The 25732-nt window shown below is 56.2% G+C and carries 27 protein-coding genes; 6 read left to right on the forward strand and 21 right to left on the reverse strand.

The window, feature by feature from the left end:
- Window positions 1-5: 5 nt before the first annotated feature.
- From ACEWL3_RS11100 to ACEWL3_RS11130, 7 genes are read right to left on the reverse strand one after another with little or no spacing between them, the layout of a single operon-like run.
- The gene (locus ACEWL3_RS11100) at window positions 6-914 is read right to left on the reverse strand and encodes an FAD:protein FMN transferase (protein ID WP_386181610.1); all 909 of its coding nucleotides are present in this window, start codon (window positions 912-914) and stop codon (window positions 6-8) included.
- A 4-nt stretch (window positions 915-918) separates the two neighbouring features.
- Window positions 919-1485, reverse strand: a complete 567-nt coding sequence (locus ACEWL3_RS11105; protein WP_386181607.1) for a nitrous oxide reductase accessory protein NosL — start codon at window positions 1483-1485, stop codon at window positions 919-921.
- Window positions 1482-2306, reverse strand: a complete 825-nt coding sequence (locus tag ACEWL3_RS11110; RefSeq protein WP_386181604.1) for an ABC transporter permease — start codon at window positions 2304-2306, stop codon at window positions 1482-1484. Before ACEWL3_RS11110 ends, ACEWL3_RS11105 begins: the two co-directional genes overlap by 4 nt.
- Window positions 2303-3199 carry an ABC transporter ATP-binding protein gene (locus tag ACEWL3_RS11115; protein ID WP_386181601.1) on the reverse strand — a complete coding sequence of 299 codons (897 nt, stop codon included), beginning with the start codon at window positions 3197-3199 and terminating at the stop codon, window positions 2303-2305. Before ACEWL3_RS11115 ends, ACEWL3_RS11110 begins: the two co-directional genes overlap by 4 nt.
- Window positions 3165-4496, reverse strand: a complete 1332-nt coding sequence (locus ACEWL3_RS11120; protein WP_386181598.1) for a nitrous oxide reductase family maturation protein NosD — start codon at window positions 4494-4496, stop codon at window positions 3165-3167. Before ACEWL3_RS11120 ends, ACEWL3_RS11115 begins: the two co-directional genes overlap by 35 nt.
- Before the next feature lie 3 nt (window positions 4497-4499).
- Window positions 4500-6431 carry a TAT-dependent nitrous-oxide reductase gene (nosZ, locus tag ACEWL3_RS11125; RefSeq protein WP_386181595.1) on the reverse strand — a complete coding sequence of 644 codons (1932 nt, stop codon included), beginning with the start codon at window positions 6429-6431 and terminating at the stop codon, window positions 4500-4502.
- A gap of 11 nt (window positions 6432-6442) precedes the next feature.
- Window positions 6443-8650: a 4Fe-4S binding protein gene (locus ACEWL3_RS11130; RefSeq protein WP_386181592.1), complete on the reverse strand. Its 2208-nt coding sequence runs from the start codon at window positions 8648-8650 to the stop codon at window positions 6443-6445.
- Window positions 8651-9030: 380 nt separating this feature from the next.
- On the opposite strand from ACEWL3_RS11130, the gene rsgA reads away from it, so the two are divergent.
- The gene (gene rsgA / locus ACEWL3_RS11135) at window positions 9031-10065 is read left to right on the forward strand and encodes a ribosome small subunit-dependent GTPase A (RefSeq protein ID WP_386182119.1); all 1035 of its coding nucleotides are present in this window, start codon (window positions 9031-9033) and stop codon (window positions 10063-10065) included.
- Between the two features lie 263 nt (window positions 10066-10328).
- On the opposite strand, the gene ACEWL3_RS11140 is transcribed toward rsgA, so the two are convergent.
- The 13 genes from ACEWL3_RS11140 to ACEWL3_RS11200 all read right to left on the reverse strand — a co-directional run bounded on the left by ACEWL3_RS11140 (window position 10329) and on the right by ACEWL3_RS11200 (window position 20179).
- Window positions 10329-10997 carry an MBOAT family O-acyltransferase gene (locus tag ACEWL3_RS11140; protein ID WP_386181589.1) on the reverse strand — a complete coding sequence of 223 codons (669 nt, stop codon included), beginning with the start codon at window positions 10995-10997 and terminating at the stop codon, window positions 10329-10331.
- 30 nt (window positions 10998-11027) lie between these two features.
- A complete protein-coding gene (locus ACEWL3_RS11145) occupies window positions 11028-11333 on the reverse strand; it encodes a hypothetical protein (protein WP_435000885.1) in 306 nt (101 codons plus the stop codon).
- Window positions 11333-11518, reverse strand: coding sequence for a hypothetical protein (locus ACEWL3_RS11150; RefSeq protein ID WP_386181583.1), 186 nt, complete (start codon window positions 11516-11518; stop codon window positions 11333-11335). The genes ACEWL3_RS11145 and ACEWL3_RS11150 overlap by 1 nt, the downstream gene beginning before the upstream one ends.
- 771 nt (window positions 11519-12289) lie before the next feature.
- Window positions 12290-12412 carry a hypothetical protein gene (locus tag ACEWL3_RS11155; RefSeq protein WP_386181580.1) on the reverse strand — a complete coding sequence of 41 codons (123 nt, stop codon included), beginning with the start codon at window positions 12410-12412 and terminating at the stop codon, window positions 12290-12292.
- 233 nt (window positions 12413-12645) lie between these two features.
- Window positions 12646-12948 carry an SH3 domain-containing protein gene (locus ACEWL3_RS11160; protein ID WP_386181577.1) on the reverse strand — a complete coding sequence of 101 codons (303 nt, stop codon included), beginning with the start codon at window positions 12946-12948 and terminating at the stop codon, window positions 12646-12648.
- Between the two features lie 152 nt (window positions 12949-13100).
- Window positions 13101-13232 carry a hypothetical protein gene (locus tag ACEWL3_RS11165; protein WP_386181574.1) on the reverse strand — a complete coding sequence of 44 codons (132 nt, stop codon included), beginning with the start codon at window positions 13230-13232 and terminating at the stop codon, window positions 13101-13103.
- Window positions 13229-14419 (reverse strand): formate dehydrogenase subunit gamma, encoded by a 1191-nt coding sequence (locus ACEWL3_RS11170; protein ID WP_386181572.1) that lies wholly within the window; start codon window positions 14417-14419, stop codon window positions 13229-13231. The genes ACEWL3_RS11165 and ACEWL3_RS11170 overlap by 4 nt, the downstream gene beginning before the upstream one ends.
- Window positions 14420-14496: 77 nt before the next feature.
- Window positions 14497-15090 carry a formate dehydrogenase FDH3 subunit beta gene (fdh3B, locus tag ACEWL3_RS11175; RefSeq protein WP_386181568.1) on the reverse strand — a complete coding sequence of 198 codons (594 nt, stop codon included), beginning with the start codon at window positions 15088-15090 and terminating at the stop codon, window positions 14497-14499.
- A 12-nt stretch (window positions 15091-15102) separates the two neighbouring features.
- Window positions 15103-18114, reverse strand: a complete 3012-nt coding sequence (locus ACEWL3_RS11180; protein WP_386181565.1) for a formate dehydrogenase subunit alpha — start codon at window positions 18112-18114, stop codon at window positions 15103-15105.
- 58 nt (window positions 18115-18172) lie between these two features.
- Window positions 18173-18364: a twin-arginine translocation pathway signal protein gene (locus tag ACEWL3_RS11185; RefSeq protein WP_386181562.1), complete on the reverse strand. Its 192-nt coding sequence runs from the start codon at window positions 18362-18364 to the stop codon at window positions 18173-18175.
- 59 nt (window positions 18365-18423) lie between these two features.
- A complete protein-coding gene (locus ACEWL3_RS11190) occupies window positions 18424-19032 on the reverse strand; it encodes a TorD/DmsD family molecular chaperone (RefSeq protein WP_386181559.1) in 609 nt (202 codons plus the stop codon).
- On the reverse strand, window positions 19029-19616 hold the full coding sequence (locus ACEWL3_RS11195; protein WP_386181556.1) for a DUF3306 domain-containing protein: 588 nt from the start codon (window positions 19614-19616) through the stop codon (window positions 19029-19031). The genes ACEWL3_RS11190 and ACEWL3_RS11195 overlap by 4 nt, the downstream gene beginning before the upstream one ends.
- Window positions 19613-20179, reverse strand: a complete 567-nt coding sequence (locus tag ACEWL3_RS11200) for a DUF3305 domain-containing protein (RefSeq protein WP_386181553.1) — start codon at window positions 20177-20179, stop codon at window positions 19613-19615. The genes ACEWL3_RS11195 and ACEWL3_RS11200 overlap by 4 nt, the downstream gene beginning before the upstream one ends.
- Before the next feature lie 300 nt (window positions 20180-20479).
- Between ACEWL3_RS11200 and ACEWL3_RS11205 the strand changes: the two genes are divergently transcribed.
- Entirely contained in the window at window positions 20480-22429 is a 1950-nt protein-coding gene (locus ACEWL3_RS11205) for a 4Fe-4S binding protein (RefSeq protein WP_386181550.1), read from the forward strand.
- Here the strand turns inward: ACEWL3_RS11205 and ACEWL3_RS11210 are convergent.
- Complete coding sequence (locus ACEWL3_RS11210) at window positions 22423-23148, reverse strand: hypothetical protein (RefSeq protein ID WP_386181548.1); 726 nt, start codon at window positions 23146-23148, stop codon at window positions 22423-22425. The two genes, ACEWL3_RS11205 and ACEWL3_RS11210, sit on opposite strands and share 7 nt — an antisense overlap.
- Window positions 23149-23223: 75 nt before the next feature.
- On the opposite strand from ACEWL3_RS11210, the gene ACEWL3_RS11215 reads away from it, so the two are divergent.
- From ACEWL3_RS11215 to ACEWL3_RS11230, 4 genes are read left to right on the forward strand one after another with little or no spacing between them, the layout of a single operon-like run.
- A complete protein-coding gene (locus ACEWL3_RS11215; protein ID WP_386181545.1) occupies window positions 23224-23418 on the forward strand; it encodes a DUF6494 family protein in 195 nt (64 codons plus the stop codon).
- Between the two features lies 1 nt (window position 23419).
- Window positions 23420-24487, forward strand: a complete 1068-nt coding sequence (locus ACEWL3_RS11220; RefSeq protein ID WP_386181542.1) for an Mrp/NBP35 family ATP-binding protein — start codon at window positions 23420-23422, stop codon at window positions 24485-24487.
- Window positions 24484-25185, forward strand: coding sequence for a biotin/lipoate--protein ligase family protein (locus ACEWL3_RS11225; RefSeq protein ID WP_386181539.1), 702 nt, complete (start codon window positions 24484-24486; stop codon window positions 25183-25185). The genes ACEWL3_RS11220 and ACEWL3_RS11225 overlap by 4 nt, the downstream gene beginning before the upstream one ends.
- Window positions 25182-25676 carry a DUF6505 family protein gene (locus ACEWL3_RS11230; RefSeq protein ID WP_386181536.1) on the forward strand — a complete coding sequence of 165 codons (495 nt, stop codon included), beginning with the start codon at window positions 25182-25184 and terminating at the stop codon, window positions 25674-25676. Before ACEWL3_RS11225 ends, ACEWL3_RS11230 begins: the two co-directional genes overlap by 4 nt.
- Window positions 25677-25732: the final 56 nt, after the last annotated feature.

Raw genomic sequence — 25732 nt, forward strand, 5'->3', positions numbered from 1 at the left:
CACCCTCAGATAGTTGAAATCGCTTCAAGTTTTACGTCCTGAAATCGGGCAAGACAAAAATCAATCTCATCACGCGTTTGCAACAGGCAGGCCGCCGTCGACAGGGCATCGGCAAGCGCAGCGGAAGTTGCTGACACAGAGATCTCACGCCATTTTGCCTGCGATGGCCGGCCCGTGCGTGGGTCGAGGATATGACCGACAGACGCAGCTTGATCAAAAGTTGTGCCAAGCGGCGCTGAGGTTGCAAGAGCCCGCGTGGCAAGCGGCACTTCCCCACCAGCCGAGAGTTTGACAGGCCAGGGACGGCCATCGGGATGCCCACCAAGCGCACGAATTTCACCGGTATCAATCAGAATATTGGTCAATCCTTCGCCATCCAGCATCACAGCAACACGATCCGCGATGTAACCTTGCGCGATTCCATTCAGGGTCAACGCCATTCCGGGTTGCAGGGCAACGGCATCGGCGCTGGATTTTACATGCTGCCAACCGGTCAGCGCATGTGCTTTACTCTGCTCAGTGTCCGTTGGCACTGTGCCACGCGCAGATGCGTCAGCGAAACTGGCCCAAAGGGGCTGGACTGTCGGATCGAACCGGCCGCCGGTTGCCTCATGAACAGCACCCGCAAGCGACAGACACTCCAGCAATTCAAATGGCGGCGCGTGAAGCACGCCAGCGCTGTTCAACTGCGCCAAGGCGCTGTTGTTGCGGAAAAGGCTGAAAACATCTTCCAACCGCGAGATTTCCGCAGTAACCCGCGCGCTAATCCTCCTGGCATCGGGATGCGCCAGACGAAGCGTGGCCCGGGCACCAAGGGCCACACCCTGCCATGTGTAGACCGGTTGCGCACGGCCCTGCCCCGGCAAGGCAATGGCGGCGGCACTGATCGCTAGGAAACGGCGGCGGCTGGTCATGGTCTTACTCCCCAGGGGTGCGCGACAAGGCGCGCAAGCGATTGCTATACTCTGCATCATCTGTGTCGCCATCCAAAGCCACAGGGGCCAGAACGGCGCTGTTCGGTATGTCGGCAAGGCGCATGACCTGCCCGCCATTGGCTTTTGCAAACCGATTGGCATTTTCAGGATTCGAAAAAGGCACGATTTCAGGCGCGCCCATGCCGCCCTTGGCACGCCCACCCGCAACATAAAACGCGTTCTCAGCAGCGATCCAGTTTGTCGGACCCGGCACTTCCCAAGTGGCATCAGGTGCGCCCATATCATTGACCCAGACCGCCAGAATATCATGACTTTGCTCAGGCATCCGCATATAGGCCACGACGTCCCGGACCTGACTGAAAAACAGCGGCGCGCCCGGTAGTCCTGACAAATGCGCCTGTGCTTTTGGGCCATGATGTTCAAGCAGGTTCATCTGGCAATAATGCCCAACTGTCTCTTCGGTCAGTGGCAGAGCTGCCGTGTCTTGTACCCCATCTTGCTTGCAAGCAGTCAGGACCAATAAGGCCGTGGCCAACAAAAGGTGTCTCATGGTTCGAACTTTCTAAAGGCAAGTGTGGCCAAGGCCAGCGCCAACAGCGGCCAAACCAGCAATGAGGATAGCGATTGCCATTGCGGAATGACCGTTGCGGCACCCCCAATGCCTGAAGCTGCGGATGTGGCTTGCGATGCGGTGAGGTTGAAGAGCCGAAAGGCATCTGCGGGATTGGCGAGCAGGGCCGCAGGGAAAATACGGGTCGTAAAAGTACCGCCGCCGTCGGCGACAACCGCCGCCAGCAAACCCAGATCATAGAGTACCACCAACCCCAGCCACAACCCAATTGCCAAACCTGCTGCTGCCGAGGCGCGCCGCGCCAAGGCCGAGAGCGCATACCCGATCCCCAGAAATGTTGCCCCAAGCAAAATGGATGTCCATGTCAGCCGCCATAAAGAGCCCAGCCCCGAGACCGCCGCGGGATCAGCCACTATGGTGACGGCTGCCGCCGTGCCAAAGCCTGCGACGATGGAAAAGATCAGAATGACCGTATGCGCCAGCAACTTACCTGCAAGAACCTCCCAACGGGCAACTGGATAGGTCAGCAACAAGGGTAATGTGCCGCGCTCCACCTCGCCAGCAATGGCATCAAACGCCATCAAAAGCGCGACCAGCGGCACCAGATAGACTGACAAAGACGTCAGCGATGCCACCACGACCGACAGGCGGTCCGCGCCAAGTGCGCCGGTCGGGGCCGACCCCGCAGCCGACAACACCAGCGAAAAGACCACCATCAGCAGCACGGCAATCAGCACCCAACGGTTGCGGCGGGCGATGTGACCCTCGGTAATTGCCGTGGCAAGGATGCGGGCGATCATTGTCCGTCCCTCCGGCTAAAATGGCCATATATGTCTTCCAAGCTTGGCGGGATTATGTCGAAGTCCGCAACCATGTTCTGCATCGCCGAAATGCGGGCGAGAGTGGCAAGCTTATCGCTTTGTGCACAAGTCAGATGGAGCGTATTTTCAACGCGGATCGCATGCGGCAAAGCTGCCATGATATCCGTGCCATATCCATTGAGCGCGGTAATCTGCATGGAGATTGGCAGCGCCGCTTCCCGGCGCAATGCCTGCAAGGACCCCTCAGCCACCACTTTCCCACCTGACAAGATGCACAATCGGTCTGTGCGCGCTTCAACCTCGGTCAGGGCATGGCTCGACAAAAGGATCGCGGCACCATCGGCGGCCAGATCATCCAGCAGATCGTAAAAGTCGCGCCGCGAGACAGGATCAAGGCCGCTGGTCGGCTCATCCAGAACCAAAAGAGCCGGGGACCCGATCAAGGACTGAGCCAGACCGACCCGCTGCCGCATACCCTTGGAATAGGTTCCAATCCGGCGCTTGGCCGCAGAGGCGAGGCCAACGCGCTCCAGCAGGTCCATCGCCCCCTTGGGGTCCACCTTGCGCAGACGCATGTAGTACGCAATCTGCTCCAGCCCGGTCAAAGCGGAATGAAAGGCGGCGTTTTCCGGCAGATACGCCACCTGCAAGCGCGCGCCGGGATTGCCCGGAACCGCACCACAGACCGAAATGTCGCCGGTATCGGGTGCAATCAAGCCCAGTATGAGCTTCATCAGCGTGGATTTCCCCGCGCCATTATGGCCCAGCAATGCCACGCGTTCACCCGGCGCCACGCAGAGCGAAACGTCAGACAGGGCTGTCACGCTGCCAAATGTCTTAGTGAGATGTGAGATCGTCAATGTCGAAGTCATCTGGGTCACTTTCTTTCCGTCGGGCGACCACTTCGGCCTCCATCGCGGTGTATTCGGGCGGGACTGTCACCATGGGGGCGGCCATCAACGGTGTGCTGTCCACAACACCCCCTGGCAGAGTGGCGGGAAAACTGGATTGCGCCCATCGAATGAGCTGCACGGCCGGGGCACCGGTCAGCAAGGCAGCGGCCGGTTGCGACCACAAAATATGATCCATCAGATCATTAGGGCGAAAGGCGCTGTCTGCGATACCATCACCGCCAAGGTCAAACCCGGGATGATCCGACCAATAGTTGCCCCTGCCCTCAAAACTCCATTCGATGTCACGGGTACCGACGTATTTCACCTGCGTCCGATTTCCAATGAAAGCGTTTCCCGTCAGAATGTTACGTTCTGATCCAGCAGTGAAATGAATGCCTATGGTGCAGCCTTCAAACCGGTTATCATAGATCAAATTCTTATGGGCATTGTAGATGAACGTGCAGCGATCCGCCCCGCCGCGCACCAGATTTCCCGACACGTCCGCATTATTTGCATAATTCAACATCACCCCGTGGCTGATGTCGGACAGGCTGAGGTTGTCTTTGATAACAACCTTGTTTGAGAACATGATTGCATACCCCAGATGATTGCCAATCGACACATTCCCCGAGATTTCGGAATCGTTCGTGTACATGTAATGCACCGCAAAGCGCAGATCGCGAAACAGGTTGTTGCGGTAGACACCCTTGCGCGAGGTGTTCGAGAATATCCCGTCACGACCCCAACGGATTTTATTGCCCTCGATCAATGTACCGGGGGCATTCCATACATAAATGCCGTTTCCCCGGTCGTTCATGCGTGGCGTCTGCGTCCCTTCAATCGTGTTGTTGCGAACAACTGCGTCCCGCCCGCCATGCACATCTATGCCATGCAGATTGCCCAGCAGGCGATTGCCCTCAATCAATGCGCGATCTGCCTTTTTAAGTATCTTGATCCCGGCGTCTAGATTTTGGCTATCAAGCCCTGATCCGGTTATTGTCAGCCCCGTGATATGCACATCTGAGGCATTAATTGTGATCACCGTCCCCTGCCCCATGCCATCAATGACGGCGTCATCGGGTCCGGTAATTGTCAGCGGCCTGTCAATCGTGACCGGGCCAGCAAACTGGCCCGCAGCCAGAACCAGCACATCGCCGGGCGCTGCCCCGGCGATGGCGTTGGCAAGCGTCCCTGCCCCCGGCAGCACGCGAACCTCTGCTGCCCAAACGGGCAGAGCGATCAGCAGTGACACCAGAAAGGTCAGGGAGCGCAGCATGGCTTAGCTCGGCTTTGGTTCGACAAACATCCGACCGCGCATCTCCATATGGAGCGCGTGACAGAACCATTGGCAATAATACCAGAAAACCCCAGGCTGTGCCGCAACGAAGGTCACCGATGCAGTCGCCTGTGCCCCGATTTCCATCGCCACACCATGGTTGCCCATGGTGAAACCGTGGGTCAGGTCGTCAATGTCATCAAGGTTGGTGACGATCACTGTCACCTCGTTACCTTCCTGCACGGTAAAGCTCTCAATGGCAAAAGCCGGTGCCTGACTGGACATGTAGACGCGCACCTTGTTGCCGTCTCGGATCACTGTGTCCTGATAGTCATCCAGATCAATGCCGTCGGCTTCGGCCTGTGCACGTGCGTCAGCCCAAATCGGATCGTTGCGATCCCAGACCGACCTCGGGCTCAGCTTTGACGGGTCCACGATGATTGAATCGTGCGGCTCGGCAAAGGTCGGGCCGTCATGGATCAATGTCATCTCATCGCCATCAATTGTAAAGAGTTGTTCATTCTCCGGCTTTAACGGACCCACATTGAGAAAGCGGTCTTTCGAGAACTTGTTCATCGTCAGATAGTATTTGTCGGTCGCTTCCAGCGTCTCGCCCATCACGGTCGAGTTGTGACCGGGTTGGTAATGCACATCCTTTTTAGTGCGTATCGGGTCAACGTCCTCGCCGTTGTAAAGCTTGATCGCATCCTCAATGTTCCACTTCACAACCTGACTGTCGAGGAACAGGGTGGTGTAAGCGCCGCCCTTTCCGTCAAAGCAGGTGTGGAGTGGACCAAGACCCAGTTCCGGCTCTGCCACGATGACGCTGCGCGGTTCAGCGCCATCGTTGAAAACCGCATCCAGCTTGCGCACGTCAATTACCGAGACCGTCGGTGACAGCTTGCCCCCGATGCACAGATGGATCTTGTCTGGTGCCATATTACAGCCATGCGGGTTGTTCGGGATTGGAATGTAGCGGGTGTATTTGTTGTCCAGCCCTTTGCGCCCGTCCAACACTTTGACGCCGTTCAGCTCAATAAAGTCACCTGCCTCGATGCCTTTTTCAATCTCGGCAATGTTGAATACCACGACATGATCCATGTCGGCTTCTGTCATGTCGGCCAGGGTCATCCCCATTTCCGAATTGTATGAAGTTGAGAACGCGTATTTGCCCTCGTAGTCGCAATCTGTATTATCAAGGTTACCCGAAACCATGACCTGCCATGCCACCGTCATTTCGTCGGCGTTCACGGCGGTGTAGAAGTTTACGTACTTTTCCGGCTCATCCAAAATCGAGCCATCGTTTACCATTGGTGTTTCATCCTCACCGTTACAGAAGACATAGTTGGTGCGTGGCCATTTTTGCGGGCGCAGTCCGTGGATGGCTTTGGCGTTCGGGATCTCGATGATCTTGTCACATTTCATCACGTCACAGCGTACGCGAGCCACGCGGGTGTTGGCCTTGTCATTCATGAACAGATAGCGCCCGTCATAAGTGCCTTCGGTGAAAGACATATGGGGGTGGTGCAGATCGCCATTTGGTGGGAATTCATGACCATTGGCGGCCAGATACTTTTTGGTCTTTTCGGTCAGACCCTCGGTCAGAATCTTCTTGGATTCATTGCTGATGCCCCACCCGGTTGCAGAACAGATGTTGAATACCGGGACCCGCATCAATTCACGCATCGACGGGATGCCCAGAATGCGCATCTCGCCGCACTGGCCCGAGGACCAAAAGCCATAGTATTCGTCAAGCTGGCCCGGACCGACTTCAGCTGCGGCGCGCGCGCTGGTGGCAGTGCCCAGTGTCGCGGCACCAATGGCACCGCCCGCCAGAATGGCTCGTGTGCCGAATGCACCAGCTAGCGCGGTGCCCCCGGCCGTGGCCCCTAGCAGATCGCGCCGTGTGATTGGCATTTTCTTATCATCAGACATAGCTCGTCCTTTCAGTTGGTGGGTTGTGGAGTAGGTTGGTTTGGATGCCCCAGATTGGGGCGCATGAGATCCGGTGCTGCACCGACTTTCTCGCGACGCTTCACTTTTTTGATGACGACGGGACAGGTCGTTTTCGACTGGTAAAGCACCTGACAATGCAGGCAGTTCACACATTCGTTTGGATTAATCTCGCCAGTCGGATGGATGGCCTGAACAGGGCATTGGTTGGCGCAGGTCTGGCACGGGTTCCCACACTCATGATAGCGCTTGAGCCAGTCAAACATCCGCAACCGTGCCGGAATGGCGAGCGCTGCGCCCAGCGGGCAGAGATAGCGGCAAAAGAACCGCTCGACAAACAATCCGGCAATCAGCAGGGCCGCAAGATAGGCCACAAACGGCCATGCCCGCACAAAGTTCAATATGATCGCCGTCTTGAATGGTTCAACTTCGGCCAGACGTTCGGCCTGTTCGATGCTGGCAAGCGAAACGCCGAACAAACCAAGGAAGATCATGTATTTCAGCGGCCAGAGGCGTTCATGAAGCCCCCATGGCAGCGTCCATTGAGGAATGTGCAAGGCGCGCGCGGCGCGATTCAGCAGTTCTTGCAAGGCACCAAACGGGCAGAGCCAGCCACAATAGGCACCCCGCCCCCAGAACAGCAGCGCTGCTGCCACCGCGAACCACAAAATAAACGTCATTGGGTCAAGCAGAAACGCCTGCCAGCTAAAACCAGAGACCAGCGAGCCAAACAGCGCCATCAGGTTGACCACAGACAATTGCGCGTTGGCATACCAGCCCAGATAGACCAGCGTCACCGTCAGGAATGCGATGCGGAACCAGAGAAATCCGCGTTCATTGCGGGTTGCGTAAGTCTGGAAAAAGAATACGCCAGTCAGCACGCTCAACATGATGCAGAGCACAACGATCTCGACCTGTTTGCTTTGCCAAATCCGTTTCCACAGCGCCTGATGTGCATCAGATTCTGTCAGCGATGTGACCTTAACCACCTCTGCGGACACTTCCGTAGCCGGCGGTGGTGCCACAGACCGGAGGTATTTGTCCGGAAGTTGATAACCCAGATCAAATGTCGTGAAGACTTTTTCAATCGCCCCTACCTCGCGTTGGACAAGAAGCTGAATGCGGAAAGGCTGTGTCGGATCAAAACCGCTGTCTGCGGGGATTTTGAACAGATCCGCCTCGTGATAGACGGGTGCCCCTTCGGCGGCGATTGTGTTGATGCGTTTGTGCATCCGGTCCCGGAACCGCACGGAAACGTCATCCTGGATCAGCACAATCCGGTCGAAAATGCCACCCCGCACATACCCCGACCCCTTGAAGGAATAGAGCCCGCGCCCAACGATTGCGATGGCATGGTCACCCTCTTCAAGCCAGTCTTCCAGATTGCCGGCAACAGCTTCCCCCAACAGCGCCCGACCGATTGCGGGATGAGAAACAAGAGCGACTTGCATCTCAATAAACGTTGTCTCTGACGCTTCTTTGAGGGCGCGTTTGCCTGCCCGCTGATCTTTCATACCCGCAAAGGCGGCATTGACCTGCCCGACATCAAGCGACAACCGGCGCAAGGTGCCATCCCCTTCCAGCGCCATCCAGCCTGATGCGGCCTTGGCGTCTGGGTCGATTTCAAATTGTGGCCCAGTCCCCGTTTCCTCAACAGCCAGCCCACCCAACCCAAGCTCTCGGGCAACCTTGAGACCCGCCCGAATGATGGAATCGTCGATCACCATGACCGTCACCGTCGCGCCTGAAATAATATCAAGCTGGTGAGCGGTACCGCCTGATTGAGCCTCGGCAACAAGATCGAGGCCACGATAATTTGCGACCAGCGCCTTCATCTTGGAGTCTGAAATGCCAATGAGAACAATCGGCTCAGAGTGTTTGACCAACTGCACCCCGATGACCTTTGCATCATCATCCACAGCAACCATCGTATGGATCGGTTTTCCCGAATAGCCGGTGGTTGAGACAAAATCAGATGTAACAAATGCCCAGCCGATGCGGTCCCCACCCTTGAGAATCTGCACTGCCGGGACGTCAGCATGGAAGGGACCAAAGGCATCGGCCCCGTCGACCAATTCACCGGCCTGAACGTCAGACACCAATTCTGAGAGGACCGATTCAGCCGCAACAACTGGTTGCGCGCAAAGCATCACAGTTACCAAAAAGGCCAGCACGGTAAACAGGAAACGGAAATGCTTCATGCGCCGCCACCCTTGCGAGGGAGGTGTCCGGGGCAACAGATCAGAAAGACACGGGGATTCTGGGTTGGCGCGATCAGATCATCGGCAGGCGCTGTCTTTGAAACACCGGTGGCGTTAACTTCCGTGGGAACCGCTCCCGCGTCGCGCCCAGCAATCGCCACCCCAGTTGGGGCATGAAAAGTAAGGCCGAAAGCCATTAACAGTGTAAGCAGAAAGGAACTATCGTTCTTCATGCTCATGCATCTAGCAACCGCCCAATTTAAGTTCTTTGAGCAAGCGCAAAGTCGCGATTGATTTCGGCCTTTGGGTAAAGATGTCGTTTTGATGGAATGCGCATGAAAGACTTGCACCATTCAGGCAGTGCGGCCATGTGGGGTGTCATGCACAATGAAAAACCTTACGCTTCCCAATTGTTGGCATCCCTCGGCTGGTCACAATTCTTTGCCGACCAACTTGAACCAGATGAGAGAGCATTAGCCCGCTTGCGCATTGCAACTGTCCATCGGACCCGAATGACTGCTGAATCCGAAAACGGCCCGGTCAAGTTGCGTCTTTCGCCCCAAACCAATGCCGCAGATTTCACCGTGGGGGACTGGGTTCTGGCCGAGATGCCTGAACATATGCTTGTCCGGCGACTGGAACGGCGATCCTTGCTGCATCGCCAGACTATGGGGTCGCGCACTCCGCAGTTGATCGCAGCGAATGTCGATACCCTTTTCATCGTGACTTCGTGCAACGACGACTTCAATGCCGCTCGGCTAGAGCGATATCTGGCATTTGCAAATGAGGCCGGAACCAAACCGGTGATCGTCCTGACCAAAGCAGATCAAATGGCAGACGCGGCGACATACGCAAAACAGGCCGCCGCCCTGCAACGCAAGCTGGCCGTTGTGACGTTGAACGCGAAATCACAAGATGCCGCCGCGGCGCTGGCGCAATGGTGCGGGCATGGACAGACGGTCGCCCTTGTCGGGTCTTCCGGGGTGGGAAAATCCACATTGCTCAACACACTTGCGGCCAAGCCGCCCGAAGAAGCACAGACAACAGGTGGCATTCGCGAGGATGACGCAAAAGGGCGACATACAACGACGTCGCGGTCACTGCACGCCATCCAAGCCGGTGGCTGGGCGATTGATAGCCCCGGCATGCGCACCCTTCATCTGAGCGATGTCTCGAAAGGGCTGGACGTTCTGTTTGCCGAGATCGCTGAACGTGCGGGCCAGTGCCGCTTTCGCGATTGCACCCACTTGCATGAACCGGGTTGTGCGATTCAGGCAGCCGCCGCCGATGGCACGATTGACCCTGCGCGCCTTGAGCGTTGGCGCAAACTTCAGGATGAAAACCGCGACAACACACCCACCACCTCTGGGGCGCGTGGCAACAAGAAACCTGAAATTCGGGGCAAACGGCGTTGAATCCATCGCCGGGTTGCGTGGCAAAACGTGATCAGTGCTCTTTCAGCAGGATAGGTTTCGTTGGCACGCTATGCTGTTAATATCCAACATAGGGCGCTTCCGCAGCCTCGAAACTGCCGTAGGCAACCCACAGAATCAGGATCGCGATACATCCGGCAATATAAAGGATGCGCCCGGATTCCATCATGTAAATCAAACTCCATGCGCAATGGCAGACAGGAAAACCACGTAACCCAAGGAAACGACACGGATCATCAATGGCTTCACTTTTTCTTTTTGGTCCAAGGTAGAACATATCCCAATGCAAGCCCGTGCCCAAGACCCCAGATTAGAAAGTTCAATGACAGATTGTGCCACAACCCCATGAACACAAACGCGCAAATCAATGCCAGCTTTGAACTGACCCAGGTGACGACGAGGGGCAGATTGATATATTGGATGACGAAATCGGCCATCGACCGGTGCCACCTTCTCCAGTAGTGGCCGATGTCGCTGGCCAGATGGGGCTTGCTAAAGTTCTGCGGAACCGAAAACCCAAGAACAAGTGCGGTTCCTTCAGCCATGCGCGAATAGCCATAGATGGTGGCAAACAGAAATCCAAAACTGCTTAGCGGTAAAAAGAGGAAGTGATAGGTGCCATAGGCGATGAGGCTCTTTTGCTCAAAAAACATGTTCTCCTGAAAGTGTGCATACTGAACCGCCATGCCGAGAAATCCAGCCACTGCAAAAAGAAAGACAAACCCCTCGAATATCCGGTAAAAACCGTCTTGGTAGTGTGGGCGGCGACGTTCCCTGAGCGCCTTGAGCACATCAAGTCCATTGAAAACCGCGCCCGACGGAAGTGCAGCGAAAAAGAAACTGGCGATTGCAGGTGCGGGAATGTAATTGCGCGGGCCTGCCTTTTTCTTAATCGCCTGCGTCGTTGTCATCATTTGCCGGATAATAAAAAAGGCACTTCCCAGTCACAGAATGGGCGCGGCCCATAACAGATCGAGAATGTCCGGAACAAACAACAGTAGAAGTATCAGATAGGGCAGCCGCGCATTGACGCGCTCATTCCCCAATATCCGGCTTGTGCCATATACCGCGATGTTCAAAGCAATGGCCGCGAAAGCCAGAGCAGCCGGATGCGTTACGCAAAGCAGTAGCATTGGGGGCGCTATACACCAAAACAAGCGATTGACCGGACTAAAGCGAAAGACCAGCGTTGCATGAGATAGACCAAGGACAACCAGAATGAGCACGACATATGAGACCGGGTCAATCATCAGCGCGCGCCCGGGCCTAGAATATCAACAACACACTCGGCCATAAAGGCCGTTGTCAGCAGGGCCGTCGGATACTTTTCGAGATGGGCATCGTCATACGAGAAGCCGCCGAATTCCATGCCAATCTCAGCATATATATCAAATATTTTGGCGCTGTCGGGCAACGCATTTTCCAAGGCAACCATGTCATCAGGCAGGCACCGTGTCCATTGAATCCTCCGGTACCACAAATCAAAACATCTCGACCATTCTCGGTTCGCAGTGTGTCCTGAACAATCAGAATTACTTTGTCGAGCACATCATCAGCCATAAATTGAATCCTCGAGAGGGCGTGCAAGTTCGTCGTAAAGTGCCCGTTCGGCAGGGCTCTATTCTGAAATGGGGTCGATCTTATAGGATGCCCGTTGATTTATCTTTTTGGCCGACAGCTCCACACATTCTTTTCAGATTGGTCTCAGTGCTGACACCCAACGTTTGAAGCAGCGGTGCCCAAAACCGGGCTGGTTCTTAGATCAGATCCGTAAAAAGCACCTTGCTGCGCAAAGCACCATTTTTGACGAACTTGGCAAGGTGTGTGTTGACAGTTGTCCAGGGCCAGATGTTGCGCTGAATTGCGGACCATTCTGTCCAAGGATAAAAGGACACACTGTCTTTGGTTGGTTTCAGTCTGCCAAGTGATATGAATTTTTGCTGTCTGTCAGCGGCGTGTCGCGATCGGGCCAGCCGGCTACTTGGGTATCTTCGTCCAATACAATCGTGGCTAATCTTACAAATCCTTCGCACCGCCCGAAAATTGCAACAAAACACAATGGGGGATGGCGCTTTGCAAGTGGTCCCAAAAACGGTGCGTTGTTGAACGCGACATCAACCAAAAGCGAAGCACCTTCTGCAGCTTGCTCCAACACTTTCTTTGATCTCAGCTCTTCGACAGTTTTTTCTGCATAGGCTGCGTCATTTCATGCTTTGCGGTTCTGAAGATTGATGAGCGGAAGCCGCCGTGTGGGCGTGCCATCAAACAATTGCCCCTCATGAAATGCCGTCACCTCAAGAAGCGCATTCAGTGTCTTGGCGACAAACATTGTGGCCGTCCTGCCAGTGCTTGCAAAGAACGCAAAAGAGCATGCGTTTTCTTGTTGGTTCGCGATTATCACTGCTTCGACCTCTACCCTTAAGGCCGCAATATTTTTCTAGCGAGCTAACATCCACCCGTTGATTGCACTAGGGCGATGACTCAGTCGAGACCATATGCTCCGCCCAAAATCGGGCAGCTCGGTCGAGCACGAGCATTTCAGTGAGGTCGATCAGGGCGAGATCACTTCTTGCGAAGGTAGGCCCAAGATACATGTCCCATGAGGCCACGCGCCTGTTTCAAAGTGACCCTGCACCAGCGGGTGCCACCTGTCTGCTGGCAGTCCTGAACCCTCAAGACGGTGCCATTGGGAAGACCAACAATGACCTTATATCCAATGCCCGGCCCTGCCCGCATTTTCAGCATGTCGTCATCCTCGACGCCATGAACCTCGTAGTATCCAAGCGACGCGGCCGCCGCGGGATCAGCTCGAAAGATGGTTCCCAGCGCCAATACTGACAGCGCGACAAAGATGGCTTTGCGCATCGGTTTCTCCTAATTTCTGCCTCGATATCAAGTTTAGCCTGCCAGCGCGCCCAATGGAACAGCCTCTGATCGCAGGCGGCAAAGTCTCAGGGCTTCGGGGGTTCAGCAAGACCTTCCGGCAATGCTGATTTCATTGGGACAGATCCGTTGCGCTACTCGGCGATCCGCACGTTCGTTGCCGAAGACCCTGCCTCAGCACTGGAAAAACCGATGTGCGTCAGTGCTTGATTTGCACCAACCGAAATCACGACCAGTGCCACGAGGGCAAAAAGAAACGCTTTCATGTCGCCGTCCCCTTCTTGGTCTGGTCGGTCGTGGTCAGGACCTCATCTGCCCAGATGCTGTGATGTTCGCGCGCCCATTGCTCTTCAACCTCGCCTTTGCCCATCGCGTCAAATGCACCTTCCATCCCGACAGAGCCAAGGTAGATATGCGCGAAAATGATCGCCGTGAGGATCAAACTGACAAGCGCATGCCATAGCTGCGCATATTGCATCTCTTCCTGGGGCTGCAGTGGGTATGGCAGGTCTGCGGCACCAAACCAGCCGGGAATGCCCCAGCTGTTGAGCGTCGAGAATGTATGACCGAACAGGTTCATTTCAAACGGAAACAGCAGGGACAAGCCGGACAGCGATATCGATCCTCCCAAGACGATCACCGCCCAGAAGATCAGTTTTTGACCTGCGTTGAACTTCTTGGCTGGTGGATGCTCCCCTCCAAATAGGCCGCCCGCTTTGGCAAGCCAATGCAGGTCGGTACGATCGGGAATGTTATGAACGACCCAGACGACAAAAATGATGACCAGCGCGACCATGAACGCCCAAGAGACGTTGTTATGAACCCATTTACTCCCGACCGCCAGAAACGCAAACGTCTCATGACCAAACGCAGGGATCAGCACCTTGCGGCCAAAGAGCGAGATGAGCCCAGTGACGCCAAGTACCAGAAAGGAAGACGCCAAAAGCCAATGGCCGAACCGTTCAAACGCCTTGAAGCGCGTGATCGTGCGCCCGGTTTTTTCGCCATGAATGCGAATGCGACCGCGGATCAGGTAAAACAGCACCAGCAACACAAGTGTGCCACCCAATAGGTAGACCCCAAAAGACAAAAGCGGCCCCTCGCGGAACTTGAGCCACCACATGCCACCGTCTTGCATCAGTGTGGTTACGGCTGGACCGCGGGTTTGCGTGGTAATATCGGCTGATCCGTACCGCAGCGCCCGCCAAAGGTCTGGATCAGAGGCTCCACCAAGGGTGCCAAGTTGATCGCTGATACTGGCAGCGGCGTCAGGATTGCCCGTTAGATCACTGCGAAAACTGTCATCTATCGCGATGCCTTCCTGTCTGCGCAGGATGTCCTCAAGCGTCTGCGCACCCCCAGTTGAGGCGCGCGGATCATCTAAGGCATCTTGCGCCGCAGCAGGTACAGCGAGGGTCAACATAAGGGCAAGCAAGCCTAAAAGACGCAGCATCAGCAACTTCCTCATCATAGATCAAAGAGGGGCGGCCCAGATTAGGCCGCCCCTTTTAGCAATCTCAAAAGGGGCCTTTACCCGCCTTTTTGATCGTAAGCTGTACCCCAGCCCCATGCGCCGGATCCAAAACCACGCGCCACAACACGTTCGCGGTAAATGCCCGATACGACATCGCCGTCGCCGGCAAGCAGAGCCTTGGTTGCACACATCTCGGCGCAGATGGGCAGTTTGCCCTCTGCGATCCGGTTGCGGCCATATTTTTTGAACTCGGCAGTGGAATTGTTTTCCTCCGGGCCACCGGCACAGAAGGTGCATTTATCCATTTTGCCGCGTGAGCCAAAGTTGCCCGCCTGCGGGTATTGCGGTGCGCCGAAGGGGCATGCGTAAAAGCAATACCCACACCCGATGCACAGGTCTTTGGAATGCAAAACGACACCATCGGCGGTCTGATAAAAGCAGTCCGTTGGACAGACGGCCATACATGGCGCGTCCGAACAATGCATACACGCAACCGAAATTGACCGCTCGCCGGGTTTGCCGTCGTTGATCGTGACGACTTTCCGACGGTTGATGCCCCAAGGCACATCGTGTTCGTTCTTACAGGCCGTGACACATGCGTTGCATTCAATGCAGCGTTCAGCATCTACGAGAAATTTTGCTCTAGCCATTCTACTTCTCCCTTATGCTGTCCAGATTTTGCAAAGAGTCGCTTTGGTCTCTTGCATCTGGGTTACGCTATCATAGCCATATGTTTGTGCCGTGTTACTGGATTCACCAAGAACAAATGGATCGGCTCCTTCGGGGTATTTGTCCCTCAGATCAACGCCTTCTAGATGACCGCCAAAGTGGAACGGCATGAATGCCACGCCTTCACCCACCCGTTCCGTCACCATCGCCATCACCTTGACTTTGCCACCTTCCGGGCCTTCGACCCAAACCTGAGCACCGTCACGGACACCAAGATTATTGGCATCACGGGTGTTGATCTCAACGAACATGTCCTGCTGCAATTCGGCCAGCCATGGGTTGGAACGGCTTTCGTCACCGCCGCCCTCGTATTCAACCAGACGACCTGAGGTCAGGATGATTGGATAGTCGACTGAGAAGTCGTTTTGCTGAATGGACGCGTACATCGTCGGGACGCGCCAGAACTTCTTGTCCTCGTAGGTTGGGTATTCAGCCACCAGATCACGCCGGTTGGAATAAAGTGGTTCGCGGTGGATCGGGACAGGGTCCGGGAAGGTCCAGACAACGGCCCGCGCCTTGGCGTTACCAAATGGCGCACATCCGCGCGCAATCGCCACGCGCTGAATACCGCCTGACAGGTCGGTTTTCCAATTTACACCGCCAGTCGCCTTCGCGAAGTCGGATTCAATCTCGCCAGTTTGCGAGGTTTCACCCACTTCTTCGGTTTTGGTGTCACCGGTGCCGCCATCGTCAGCGGCCTCGGTGGTCAGCGGCGCGCCCTCTGGATACCCGGCAACCGAGTTGATCGCCGATTTTTCGTCATCTGTTAGGTCGCCCTCCCATCCAAGATCACGGAGCATCTGAACGGTGAATTCAGGGTAGCCATCCTCGATCTCTGAACCGGGGGTAAAGACGCCTTCGGCCAGAAGGTTATCGCCATCGCGTTCCACACCAAACCGGGCACGGAAGGTCAGCCCGCCTTCTGCCACCGGCATCGACATGTCGTAAAGGTTGGCCGTACCGGGGTGGTTCATTTCGGCCGTACCCCAACAAGGCCAGGGCAACCCGTAGAAATCACCATCAGCCGGTCCACCGATCGCCCGCAAACTGGTGCGGTCAAAGGTGTGCTGGTTGGCCATGTGCATTTTCATCCGCTCAGGGCTTTGACCCGTATAGCCAATGGTCCACATCCCCCGGTTGAATTCGCGGGTGATATCCTCGACATTCGGTTCCCCGCCTTCGTCAATCGCGATGTTGCGGAAAATCTTGTCATGAAAGCCGAACTTTTCGGAAAACATCGCCAGAATCGTATGATCCGGCAGCGATTCAAACAGCGGTTCGACAACTTTATCACGCCACTGAAGCGACCGGTTGGAAGCTGTGACGGAACCGCGCGTTTCAAACTGCGTACAGGCTGGCAGCAGATAAACGCCGTCGCTGCGATCCTGCAAGACAGCAGAGACCGTCGGATAGGGGTCAACCACGACAAGCATGTCGAGCTTTTCCATCGCCGTTTTCATCTCTTTCTGGCGGGTTTGCGAGTTCGGCGCGTGGCCCCACAGGACCATGGCGCGGGTGTTGTCAGGCTGGTCAAGGTTTTCCTTGTCCTCCAGCACGCCGTCAATCCAGCGGCTCACAGGAATGCCTGTCAAGTTCATCATCGCGGTTTCGCCGACAGTTTCCGGCGAAAACCGGCCTTTGAGCCAATCCAGGTCTTCTTCCCAGACGCGTGCCCAGTGTGCCCATGACCCCGCTGACAGACCATAATAGCCCGGCAAGGTATCGGCCAGAACGCCAAGGTCAGTTGCGCCCTGCACGTTGTCGTGGCCACGGAAGATGTTTGTGCCACCACCGGCGGTGCCCATGTTCCCCAGTGCCAGCTGCAAGATACAGTAAGCGCGGGTGTTGTTGTTGCCATTGGTGTGCTGTGTGCCACCCATACACCAGATAACGGTGCCGGGGCGGTTGTTGGCCAAGGTCCGGGCCACACGCTCCAACTGTTTGCCGGGGGCACCCGTGACCCGCTCGACCTCTTCTGGGTTCCACTTGGCCACTTCTGTTTTGATCTCATCCATGCCCCAAACGCGGGTACGGATAAATTCTTTGTCCTCCCAGGAGTTTTCAAAAATGTGCCACAGAATGCCCCAGACGAGGGCCACGTCAGAGCCGGGCCGGAAGCGGACATATTCGTCTGCGTGCGCTGCGGTCCGCGTGAAACGTGGGTCACACACGATCAAAGGCGCGTTGTTCTGTTCTTTGGCTTTCAGCATGTGCAGCAAGGACACCGGATGCGCCTCAGCTGGGTTGCCGCCAATCAAAAAGATCGCCTTGGAGTTATGGATATCGTTGTAGCTGTTGGTCATGGCACCGTAGCCCCATGTGTTCGCTACACCGGCCACCGTGGTCGAGTGGCAAATCCGGGCCTGATGATCGACGTTGTTGGTGCCCCAATAGGCCGCAAACTTGCGGAACAGATAGGCCTGTTCGTTGCTGTGCTTGGCAGAGCCGAGCCAGTACACTGAATCCGGTCCACTTTCGTCGCGGATTTTCATCATACCGTCGCCGATCTCGTTGATCGCGTCTTCCCAGCTGATACGGACCCACTCGCCGTTTTCTTTCTTCATCGGGTACTTGAGGCGTCGTTCGCCATGCGCGTGCTCACGCACAGCCGCGCCTTTTGCGCAATGGGCACCTAGGTTGAAGGGGCTGTCCCAGCCGGGCTCCTGGCCTGTCCACACACCGTTGTCGACTTCGGCAATGACCGTACACCCGACGGAACAGTGGGTGCAGACAGACTTGATCGTCTCAACGGCTCGGGTTGCGGCGGTCTGCGCCGTCGCTTGCGTTACAGAGCCACCTGTGGCCGCAATCGCCGCCAATCCGCCAATCGCCAGCCCCGATCCCCGCAGAAATCCGCGTCTGTCGATGCCGCTTGCACCCTTGTTCACGACTATCGGCGAACGGCCGGAGCGGCGTGTATACCCGTTGGTCTTCTTCCTAAGCATTGTCTTCCTCCCTGATCCAGCTTGGCTGGACAAATTTGTATCGTCGTCGCGCGCAGTCCTAGAAGCGTGTGCTTTCGAGGTAGGCCCGTGTATGTGCCGTGTCTTGCATCGTCTCAGACGACAGGTCTGCCGGTTGCGCAGCGCCGGCTTGCGTGGCCCCGCCTGCGACCACTGCAACTGCAGCAGGTGCCGCGGTGCCCGCCAGTTTCAGGAATTCGCGGCGGCTTTTGCCTTCGGTCTTATCGGTCATGGGATGTCTCCCCTTCCATGATTGGCGGGGATCCCCGCCGGTTAAAAAAAGCAAACCCGTCAGTTTGCTGTCATGCGAAATGCTTCGCGTTCGATGTTCATGAACGCAGACCCGACGGCCCCCACGGATGCATAAAGCACCGATGATTTTGCGGCCTGCAGATCCGTGAAATAATGCGTCGACCATGTCCCAATATGAGCATTGAAAAACTCATTTTGTTCCTGAAGTGTCGCGACCCGACCAAAACGACCGACGATCATGCCAGCCATCATTTCCATCAGCGACGCGATATTGTCCTCGGGTTCAAAGACGTCATCAGCTCGCGCCATGCCAAAGTTGGCCATCGTCGCGCGCAGGTTCGCCAAGGGTTTTTCATTCAGGAACCCGGTCAGGTAGTAGCTTGCATATGGCAAAAGCTCGCCACGACCCAGACCGATGAACAGCGCATTGAATTCAGAACGCACTGCATTGGGTTTTGACACTTTCGCGACACGGGCAAGGCCCTTGATCGCCTGCCCCAAATCTGTGTCATCCCCCTTCAATGCCGCTGTCTGGTCCAACAATATCTGATCTGGCGGTGCCGCCAACATCAGACCCAGGTAATTGTAAAGATCAGCGCGCAGGCGATCTTCATCGGTGATATCTGGCAGGGTGGTCGCGACATTCATGCGGTGCGATCCTCGAATTGGAACTGCATCCGGCGCGGCGCGGGAGATGCGGGCTCATCATCATGCGCGGTTGGCTGAATATACGGTGCTTCGGCTTCTAAAACCTCAACTTCGACCTCGGCATCGTCACCCACAACGTCTTGCTCTTCAATTTCCGCCTCAGGGGCGTGCATCTCATTTTTTTTACGCTCGACCTCGATCAGATGCGCCAACATGCCCTTGCCGACCTGATAGGTCGTCTTGATAGCACCTTGCCCGGTACTGCCGGTCAGATAGTCATCATCGTAATCGTTCAATCCGTCCACACAGGCCAGCACCGGATTGCTGGTCCAAAGCTTGCGCAAGGCAATCTTGCGCAGATGTGCCGGTACTTCCTTGGACATGAACGCTTTGAAATCATCGCCCTGCACCAATGTCATCGGATCAGGTAGGTTAAGATCCTGCAAGATTTCCGCGTCAGACTTTTCCTCTAATGCCGCGGCATCTTTCTGAACCAAAGCGTCAAGCGCTGCCTGCTCTTCAGCCGCCGCCTCTGCTGCAACTGCTGCACGTCTGCGAGACCAGGACGAAAGAACGCCGCTCAATTGACGACCTCCCTGCGGCGTGGCGCGCGGTACACATCACTGACCTGACGAATGCGCGGATCGCCGATCCCGTCTTCAGTCTGGTCGACCGACATGTTCTTGCGGCGACGCTTCACAAACACTTCTTCTTCGTAGTGTTGTTCCACAAAGCTCGCGATCCAGGCGTGCAAGCCTTCGGGCATTGTCACCTTCTCAACCAGCTCTTCTGCAGAATCGCAGTAATCTTGCGCCTCATAGGGCGAGGCCGTCACAAGGGCCACCGACCAAGGTTTGTCTGCAGTGGCATCATTTGGTCGCAAGACAACATAGACCGACGGCGAACGGGCCTGCAGCTCGTGTGCGTAGGCCTCTGCATCTGACACATAAAGCGTGAGCGGCAGCGTTGCGGCATGAAACTCTGTCACGCCGTCTTCCGTTCTGAGAATTTTCCAATCAGCATCCGGTGCACCCGGCAAAACAGATGACGCTTTCCAGGCGAACTTTGTCCAACGCGTTACACCCGGCGACCGCTGAACAACGACACCCAATGGAATGGTCTGCGCATTTGGATAGTTCAGCTTCAAAAAAAATCCCCGGACAAGACGTACTTATCTCCGTCTAACTTAGACCTATTTGCCCAAAGTCCAAAAGCCTTTTTGCATACATTGGTATATTGCCGTCTATTGCTGCATCGCAGAATTTTCAGAGCCCAGATTTCTATGCCTATTTGGGTCGCAGCCGCTCATGGCACTGTCAAATTGTCGCAGCAATTGCTGCACATGCATATAAGTCCATAACAGAATCGCGTCCAAATATCGGTTTACTGTCGGTCCATTTCCTGACTAGCTGCGGCTCGGCGAATACTGTGCCAAACGGGGAAAGCCATGTCTAAGTCATTGCTGCTATGCGACTGTCTGGGTTCGCAAAAAATTGACACTGTCGCTTTGCAAGAGGCGACAGGTCTGGCCTGTGGGGCGTGCCATAACAGCCTGTGTACGGATCAAATCGACATTGCAACCGCTGCAATCGCTTCAGGCGACGTGATGATCGCATGTCAGCAAGAGGCCCGCTTGTTTGCTGAAATCGCAGATGAAATCGACGCGCCGTTACCAGTGTTCGTCGACATCCGTGACCGTGCCGGCTGGTATGATGGATCAGATGATACAACACCCAAGATGGCCGCGCTGGTTGCTGACGCCCAGCTGACGCAACCTGCATCCAAATCGATTGATATTGTCACCCAAGGAACCTGCCTGATCATCGGCAAGGCCGAGGTATGCCTGCCTGCCGCAGAAAAGCTTGCAGACATCCTTGCGGTGACAGTTTTGCTGGACTCCGGCGATGACATTGCGCCAACGCATGCCTTTGATACGGTTTTCGGTGCACTGCATCAGGCCACAGGAACACTTGGAAATTTCGATATCCGGATCAACGCCTTCCAACAGAGCGTCGTTGGGGGGCGTGGAACGCCCGCACTGACCGCGCCCCGCGACGGTGCACTGTCGCAGTGTGACATTATCCTTGATCTCACAGGTGGCGTGCCGCTGCTCCCAGCCCCTGAAAAACGTGACGGTTATCTTAGGGCTGATCCAAAAAGCCAGCCTGCCGTCGCTGACGCGGTATTCGCGGCAAGTCAGCTTGTGGGCACATTCGAAAAACCACTTTACGTCCGGTTGGAGCCTTCTTTGTGCGCCCACTCCCGAGCGGAAAAACCGGCATGCTCAAACTGCCTGAACGTGTGCCCCACCGGCGCAATTACATCGGCGGGCGAACATGTCAGCATTGACCCGTTGATCTGTGCGGGTTGCGGTGCCTGTTCGGCGGTGTGCCCCTCTGGCGCGATCAGCTATGATGCGCCGTCGACGGATTTCACCTTTCGCCGGATCACGACGCTCGCAACGACCTATCGGACAGCGGGCGGTCAGAATGGAACCCTGCTGGTCCACGATGATCACGGCGCTGAAATGATCAGCCTGTCCGCGCGATATGGCCGTGGGTTGCCTGCCCATGTCATTCCGATGGAAATCAGCGCCTTATCGGGCTTTGGTCATGCGGAAATGCTCGGCGCGCTTGCCGCCGGTTTTGCCCGGGTCGACCTCTTGCTTGCCCCAAAGACAGAGCGTGATGCGCTTGATCCCCAACTGGAACTGGCACGCGCGATTTCAGGCGAAAAAATTGCACTGCTCGACATCTCGGACCCTCATGCCCTGTCGGACCATATGTTTGACGAGATACCGGAGGCCGCGATTGCAAAGCCGGTCTTGCCGATGGGCACAAGACGGCAAATTACGCGGCTTTCAGCCAAAGCATTGAACCCCGAAGCCCAAAGTATTGCTCTGCCAGCGGGGGCACCATATGGCGCGGTCATTGTTGACACCGATGCCTGCACACTGTGCCTTGCCTGCGCATCGCTGTGTCCATCAGGCGCGCTTGGCGACAATCCGGACCTGCCGCAACTTCGGTTTCAGGAAGATGCCTGTCTGCAATGCGGCCTATGCGCCAACGTCTGCCCTGAAGACGCAATTACGCTGGAACCACAACTCAATCTCACGGACATTGCGCTGAGCCAAACGATCCTGAACGAAGAAGAACCGTTTGCCTGCATCGAATGCGGCAGTCTTTTTGGTGTCAAATCCACTGTTGAGAAGATCACCGAGAAACTTGCGGGCAAACATGCGATGTTCGCCAATCCCGATGCGGCGCGGATGATCCAGATGTGCGACAATTGCCGGATCAACGCGCAGTACCATTCCGACAACAATCCCTTTGCAGCGGGCGAAAGACCGCGCCCGCGCACGACGGACGACTATTTGTCAAAGCGAAAGGATCACTGACTTTGCAAGGGTTCGCCCAAATCCGCGGGCTTAATCGTCGCCGCGTAGGCAAGGATCGCGTCCAGGTCGTCCTGGGATATCTCGACCGGTACAATGGCTGGCGGCAGATGCGCACGGAAAGGCGGCGTAATCCCTTCGACCTGACTGAAACTCGGATGCGGGTTGAGAACGTAAAACGTGCTGAACCTGTCTTCCCAATCATCAAAGGTGCGCATCAAAGCAAACGACGGGGTCTGGCCCATACCCTTCATGCGGTTGGTCTCGTTGATCACATGGCACCGCCCGCAATGGCGCAACGACAGCGTTTCGCCAAGAACGGGATCGCCTTCAAAAATGGCCTCAACCGCGAGCTCTTCAGCGACAACTTGGCTGCTAAAAAGCGCGCGCCCTTCTGGCTGAAATCCATCTATCGTCCGTTTGCCAATGTCAGAAAGAAGCCATTTGGTAAACAGCGCAGGACCCGCACCATCGGCACCAGAGACGTGCCACACTGTCCCCAGACCTGCAAAGACCGGGACGCCGTCCGGGCCAATGACGACATCACCGCCCATCTCTATCACCGAAACGCGTGCGCCATGTTTCAGCGAAAAGCGCGGCAGGACGTAGGGCAGAAATCCTGTGTCGGTGATTTCAGGCGGGGCGGACAAGGTAAAATCTCTGTCCTGCGCATGCACGCAAATGGGCAGTAGCGCACAACACAGAACGAAGATAAATTTCACATCAGTCATTCCCCAGCGATGGGCGCAGCCTAAAGGGCGTCCCGCAATACAGTCAAGAAAATCGGAGAACCCACCATGAGCGAAGATTTCAACATGTCGATGCGCAAGTTCCTCAAGCAGGTCGGCGTCACCTCACAGCAGGCCATCGAAGAGGCCATGCGCAATGCCGGTGCCACGTCTGGTCAGAAATTCGAGGCAAAGATGGTTCTGACCATCGATGGGCTGGACATGGAACATGTCGTGACAGGCACAATTGAAGGGCAGTCATAACGTGGCTGTCACCCGCGACGCCGTCACCGCCATCCTTCAGTCCATTGATGATCCGTTAAGCGGAACCTCTCTCGCTGAGGCGGGGATCATCAAGGCACTGACCGTCGATGACGGAAAGATACGCTTTGTCATGGAGGTCAGCGGCACCCATGCCGAGGCCTACGCAAAAATCAAAGACGATATTGAGGCGCGCATAAACGCGCTGGACGGTGTGAAGGCCGTTTCGATTGTGATGACGGCGCACAGTACCAAGTCTGCCCCCCCTGATTTGAAACCCTCGCGTAGTGCAGCACCCGCTGGCCCGGAAAAAGTACCGGGTGTCGACCGGATCATCGCGGTGGCGTCCGGCAAGGGCGGTGTCGGAAAATCGACTGTCGCCTCCAACCTTGCCTGCGCTCTGGCCGCCGAGGGGCGGCGCGTCGGTCTGCTTGACGCCGATGTCTATGGTCCGTCCCAACCCAGAATGCTGGGTGTGTCGGGACGGCCCGCTTCGCCAGATGGCAAAACCATCCTGCCGATGCGCAACTTTGGCGTCACGATGATGTCCCTTGGCCTGATGACAAATGACGATCAGGCGGTTGTCTGGCGTGGCCCGATGCTGATGGGCGCGTTGCAGCAGATGCTGGGTCAGGTGCAATGGGGCGCGCTGGACGTGCTGATTGTGGACCTGCCGCCCGGCACCGGTGATGTTCAGATGACGCTGGCGCAAAAGGCGCAGCTTGATGGTGCAATCATCGTCTCGACCCCTCAGGACATCGCCTTGCTTGATGCACGCAAGGGTATTGATATGTTCAATCAGTTGGGCACGCCGATCATTGGCATGATCGAAAACATGTCGACGCACATCTGTTCGGCCTGCGGGCACGAAGAACATCTGTTTGGTCACGGTGGTGTCGCCGCCGAGGCTGCGAAACTGGACGTGCCGTTGCTTGCTGAAATCCCGCTCCATCTCGACATCAGGCTTGCGTCGGATGGCGGAGCACCCATTGTTGTGTCCAAGCCTGACAGCCCACAAGCGCAGGCGTTTCGCAGCATCGCAAAGGGCCTGATTGCCAAGGGTCACGCATGAGAAAACCCAGCTTTCCACCGCTGTTCAAGGGTCAAGCAGCGGCAGGCGGCGACCCTTTTGCACTTGCCTGCGCGGCCGCAGACGTCGGCTGCGATGCCGGTCTGGTGATTTACGATCGCGCACATGACACCTTGCGCGCCGCGATTGTTTTTGCCCCGGATGCGGTCCTGTCAGAGGCTGTGGCGATCCTGCCGATCTGCGGTGTTGGATTTCAGAATGCACTGGGGGCATTGGCCCCGCCAGAGGTCGCGGTGCATCTGGGTTGGGACGGTTCAATATACGTCAACGGTGGGCGATGTGGCCATTTGCAAATGGCATCAGGAGACACGGTCGAAGACATCCCCAACTGGATGGTGATCGCCCTGACGCTCTCGCTCTGGCCGGACAGCGATGAAACCGGTCTCACACCTGACGTCACCGCCCTTTTTGCCGAAGGGTGTGCAGCGGTGGATGCAACAGACCTGCTTGAGGCCTGGGTGCGCCACACCCTTATTGGGATCAATACCTGGACCGACACAGGCATGGCATCTCTGCACCGCGAATGGTCCGGGCTTGCGCATGGGCTAGAGGGTTTGATGACTGTCGCCGGGCAGACAGGCACATACGTCGGACTGGATGAGGCACTGGGGCTTCTCTTGAAGATCGACGACAATACCGTTCTAATCCCGCTCACCGCAAATCTAACGAGGTCCACATGAAACTCGCCCGCGCCATCCATTTTGACGAAAGCGACACGCGCGTCTTTCACAACCCAGCACGCACCGGGGAATGGTGCATTTCAGGTGGATTTGAGTTTTCGAATTGGGGAGAAGCCGATTTGATCGGCAAGGCCAGACAGGCTTTTTCAAACGGCTGGATGGGGTGCGAAACTTTCGGGCGGGTCAGTTTTGTCGCTGTCACGCAGATCGAGCCACAAGAGCGGGATACACTTGCGACGCTGCTCGCCCATCATTTCTTTGATATCTACGGCGCGCCATCTGTGGAGGCCGCACTTGATGTGGCCCGCGAAGAGATAGATCAGATGGTTGAGCTTTGCGCAGATCATGCCCCCAACACCCTTTTGACGGTTGCCAGAGAATTGACACCAGCAGGCGTGAAAGAGGCCTACCGTGTGATTGAGGCACAGGAAGCCGATATCAATCAATTTGCGGTGCACGGGTCGCTTGATGAAGAACCCCATCACCATTGAGTGTTCGATCATGGCGTTGAATAGCCAAAGACCGCGCGTCGCACCGATGCCAGAAT

This window comes from Sulfitobacter sediminivivens, from assembly GCF_042611115.2.
GTDB classification, from domain to species: Bacteria; Pseudomonadota; Alphaproteobacteria; order Rhodobacterales; family Rhodobacteraceae; genus Sulfitobacter; species Sulfitobacter sediminivivens.

Coding starts and splice junctions, on each gene's coding strand:
- ACEWL3_RS11230 (WP_386181536.1), top strand. CDS start 25,182: ATGAAACTCGCCCGCGCCATCCATTTTGACGAAAGCGACACGCGCGTC.
- ACEWL3_RS11160 (WP_386181577.1), bottom strand. CDS start 12,948: ATGCGCAAAGCCATCTTTGTCGCGCTGTCAGTATTGGCGCTGGGAACC.
- ACEWL3_RS11145 (WP_435000885.1), bottom strand. CDS start 11,333: ATGATTGACCCGGTCTCATATGTCGTGCTCATTCTGGTTGTCCTTGGT.
- ACEWL3_RS11180 (WP_386181565.1), bottom strand. CDS start 18,114: ATGCTTAGGAAGAAGACCAACGGGTATACACGCCGCTCCGGCCGTTCG.
- ACEWL3_RS11150 (WP_386181583.1), bottom strand. CDS start 11,518: ATGGTTGCCTTGGAAAATGCGTTGCCCGACAGCGCCAAAATATTTGAT.
- ACEWL3_RS11100 (WP_386181610.1), bottom strand. CDS start 914: ATGACCAGCCGCCGCCGTTTCCTAGCGATCAGTGCCGCCGCCATTGCC.
- ACEWL3_RS11140 (WP_386181589.1), bottom strand. CDS start 10,997: ATGATGACAACGACGCAGGCGATTAAGAAAAAGGCAGGCCCGCGCAAT.
- rsgA (WP_386182119.1), top strand. CDS start 9,031: ATGCACAATGAAAAACCTTACGCTTCCCAATTGTTGGCATCCCTCGGC.
- ACEWL3_RS11225 (WP_386181539.1), top strand. CDS start 24,484: ATGAGAAAACCCAGCTTTCCACCGCTGTTCAAGGGTCAAGCAGCGGCA.
- ACEWL3_RS11165 (WP_386181574.1), bottom strand. CDS start 13,232: ATGAAAGCGTTTCTTTTTGCCCTCGTGGCACTGGTCGTGATTTCGGTT.
- ACEWL3_RS11155 (WP_386181580.1), bottom strand. CDS start 12,412: ATGTTTGTCGCCAAGACACTGAATGCGCTTCTTGAGGTGACGGCATTT.
- ACEWL3_RS11120 (WP_386181598.1), bottom strand. CDS start 4,496: ATGCTGCGCTCCCTGACCTTTCTGGTGTCACTGCTGATCGCTCTGCCC.
- nosZ (WP_386181595.1), bottom strand. CDS start 6,431: ATGTCTGATGATAAGAAAATGCCAATCACACGGCGCGATCTGCTAGGG.
- ACEWL3_RS11110 (WP_386181604.1), bottom strand. CDS start 2,306: ATGATCGCCCGCATCCTTGCCACGGCAATTACCGAGGGTCACATCGCC.
- ACEWL3_RS11170 (WP_386181572.1), bottom strand. CDS start 14,419: ATGCTGCGTCTTTTAGGCTTGCTTGCCCTTATGTTGACCCTCGCTGTA.
- ACEWL3_RS11105 (WP_386181607.1), bottom strand. CDS start 1,485: ATGAGACACCTTTTGTTGGCCACGGCCTTATTGGTCCTGACTGCTTGC.
- ACEWL3_RS11205 (WP_386181550.1), top strand. CDS start 20,480: ATGTCTAAGTCATTGCTGCTATGCGACTGTCTGGGTTCGCAAAAAATT.
- ACEWL3_RS11185 (WP_386181562.1), bottom strand. CDS start 18,364: ATGACCGATAAGACCGAAGGCAAAAGCCGCCGCGAATTCCTGAAACTG.
- ACEWL3_RS11115 (WP_386181601.1), bottom strand. CDS start 3,199: ATGACTTCGACATTGACGATCTCACATCTCACTAAGACATTTGGCAGC.
- fdh3B (WP_386181568.1), bottom strand. CDS start 15,090: ATGGCTAGAGCAAAATTTCTCGTAGATGCTGAACGCTGCATTGAATGC.
- ACEWL3_RS11215 (WP_386181545.1), top strand. CDS start 23,224: ATGAGCGAAGATTTCAACATGTCGATGCGCAAGTTCCTCAAGCAGGTC.
- ACEWL3_RS11130 (WP_386181592.1), bottom strand. CDS start 8,650: ATGAAGCATTTCCGTTTCCTGTTTACCGTGCTGGCCTTTTTGGTAACT.
- ACEWL3_RS11190 (WP_386181559.1), bottom strand. CDS start 19,032: ATGAATGTCGCGACCACCCTGCCAGATATCACCGATGAAGATCGCCTG.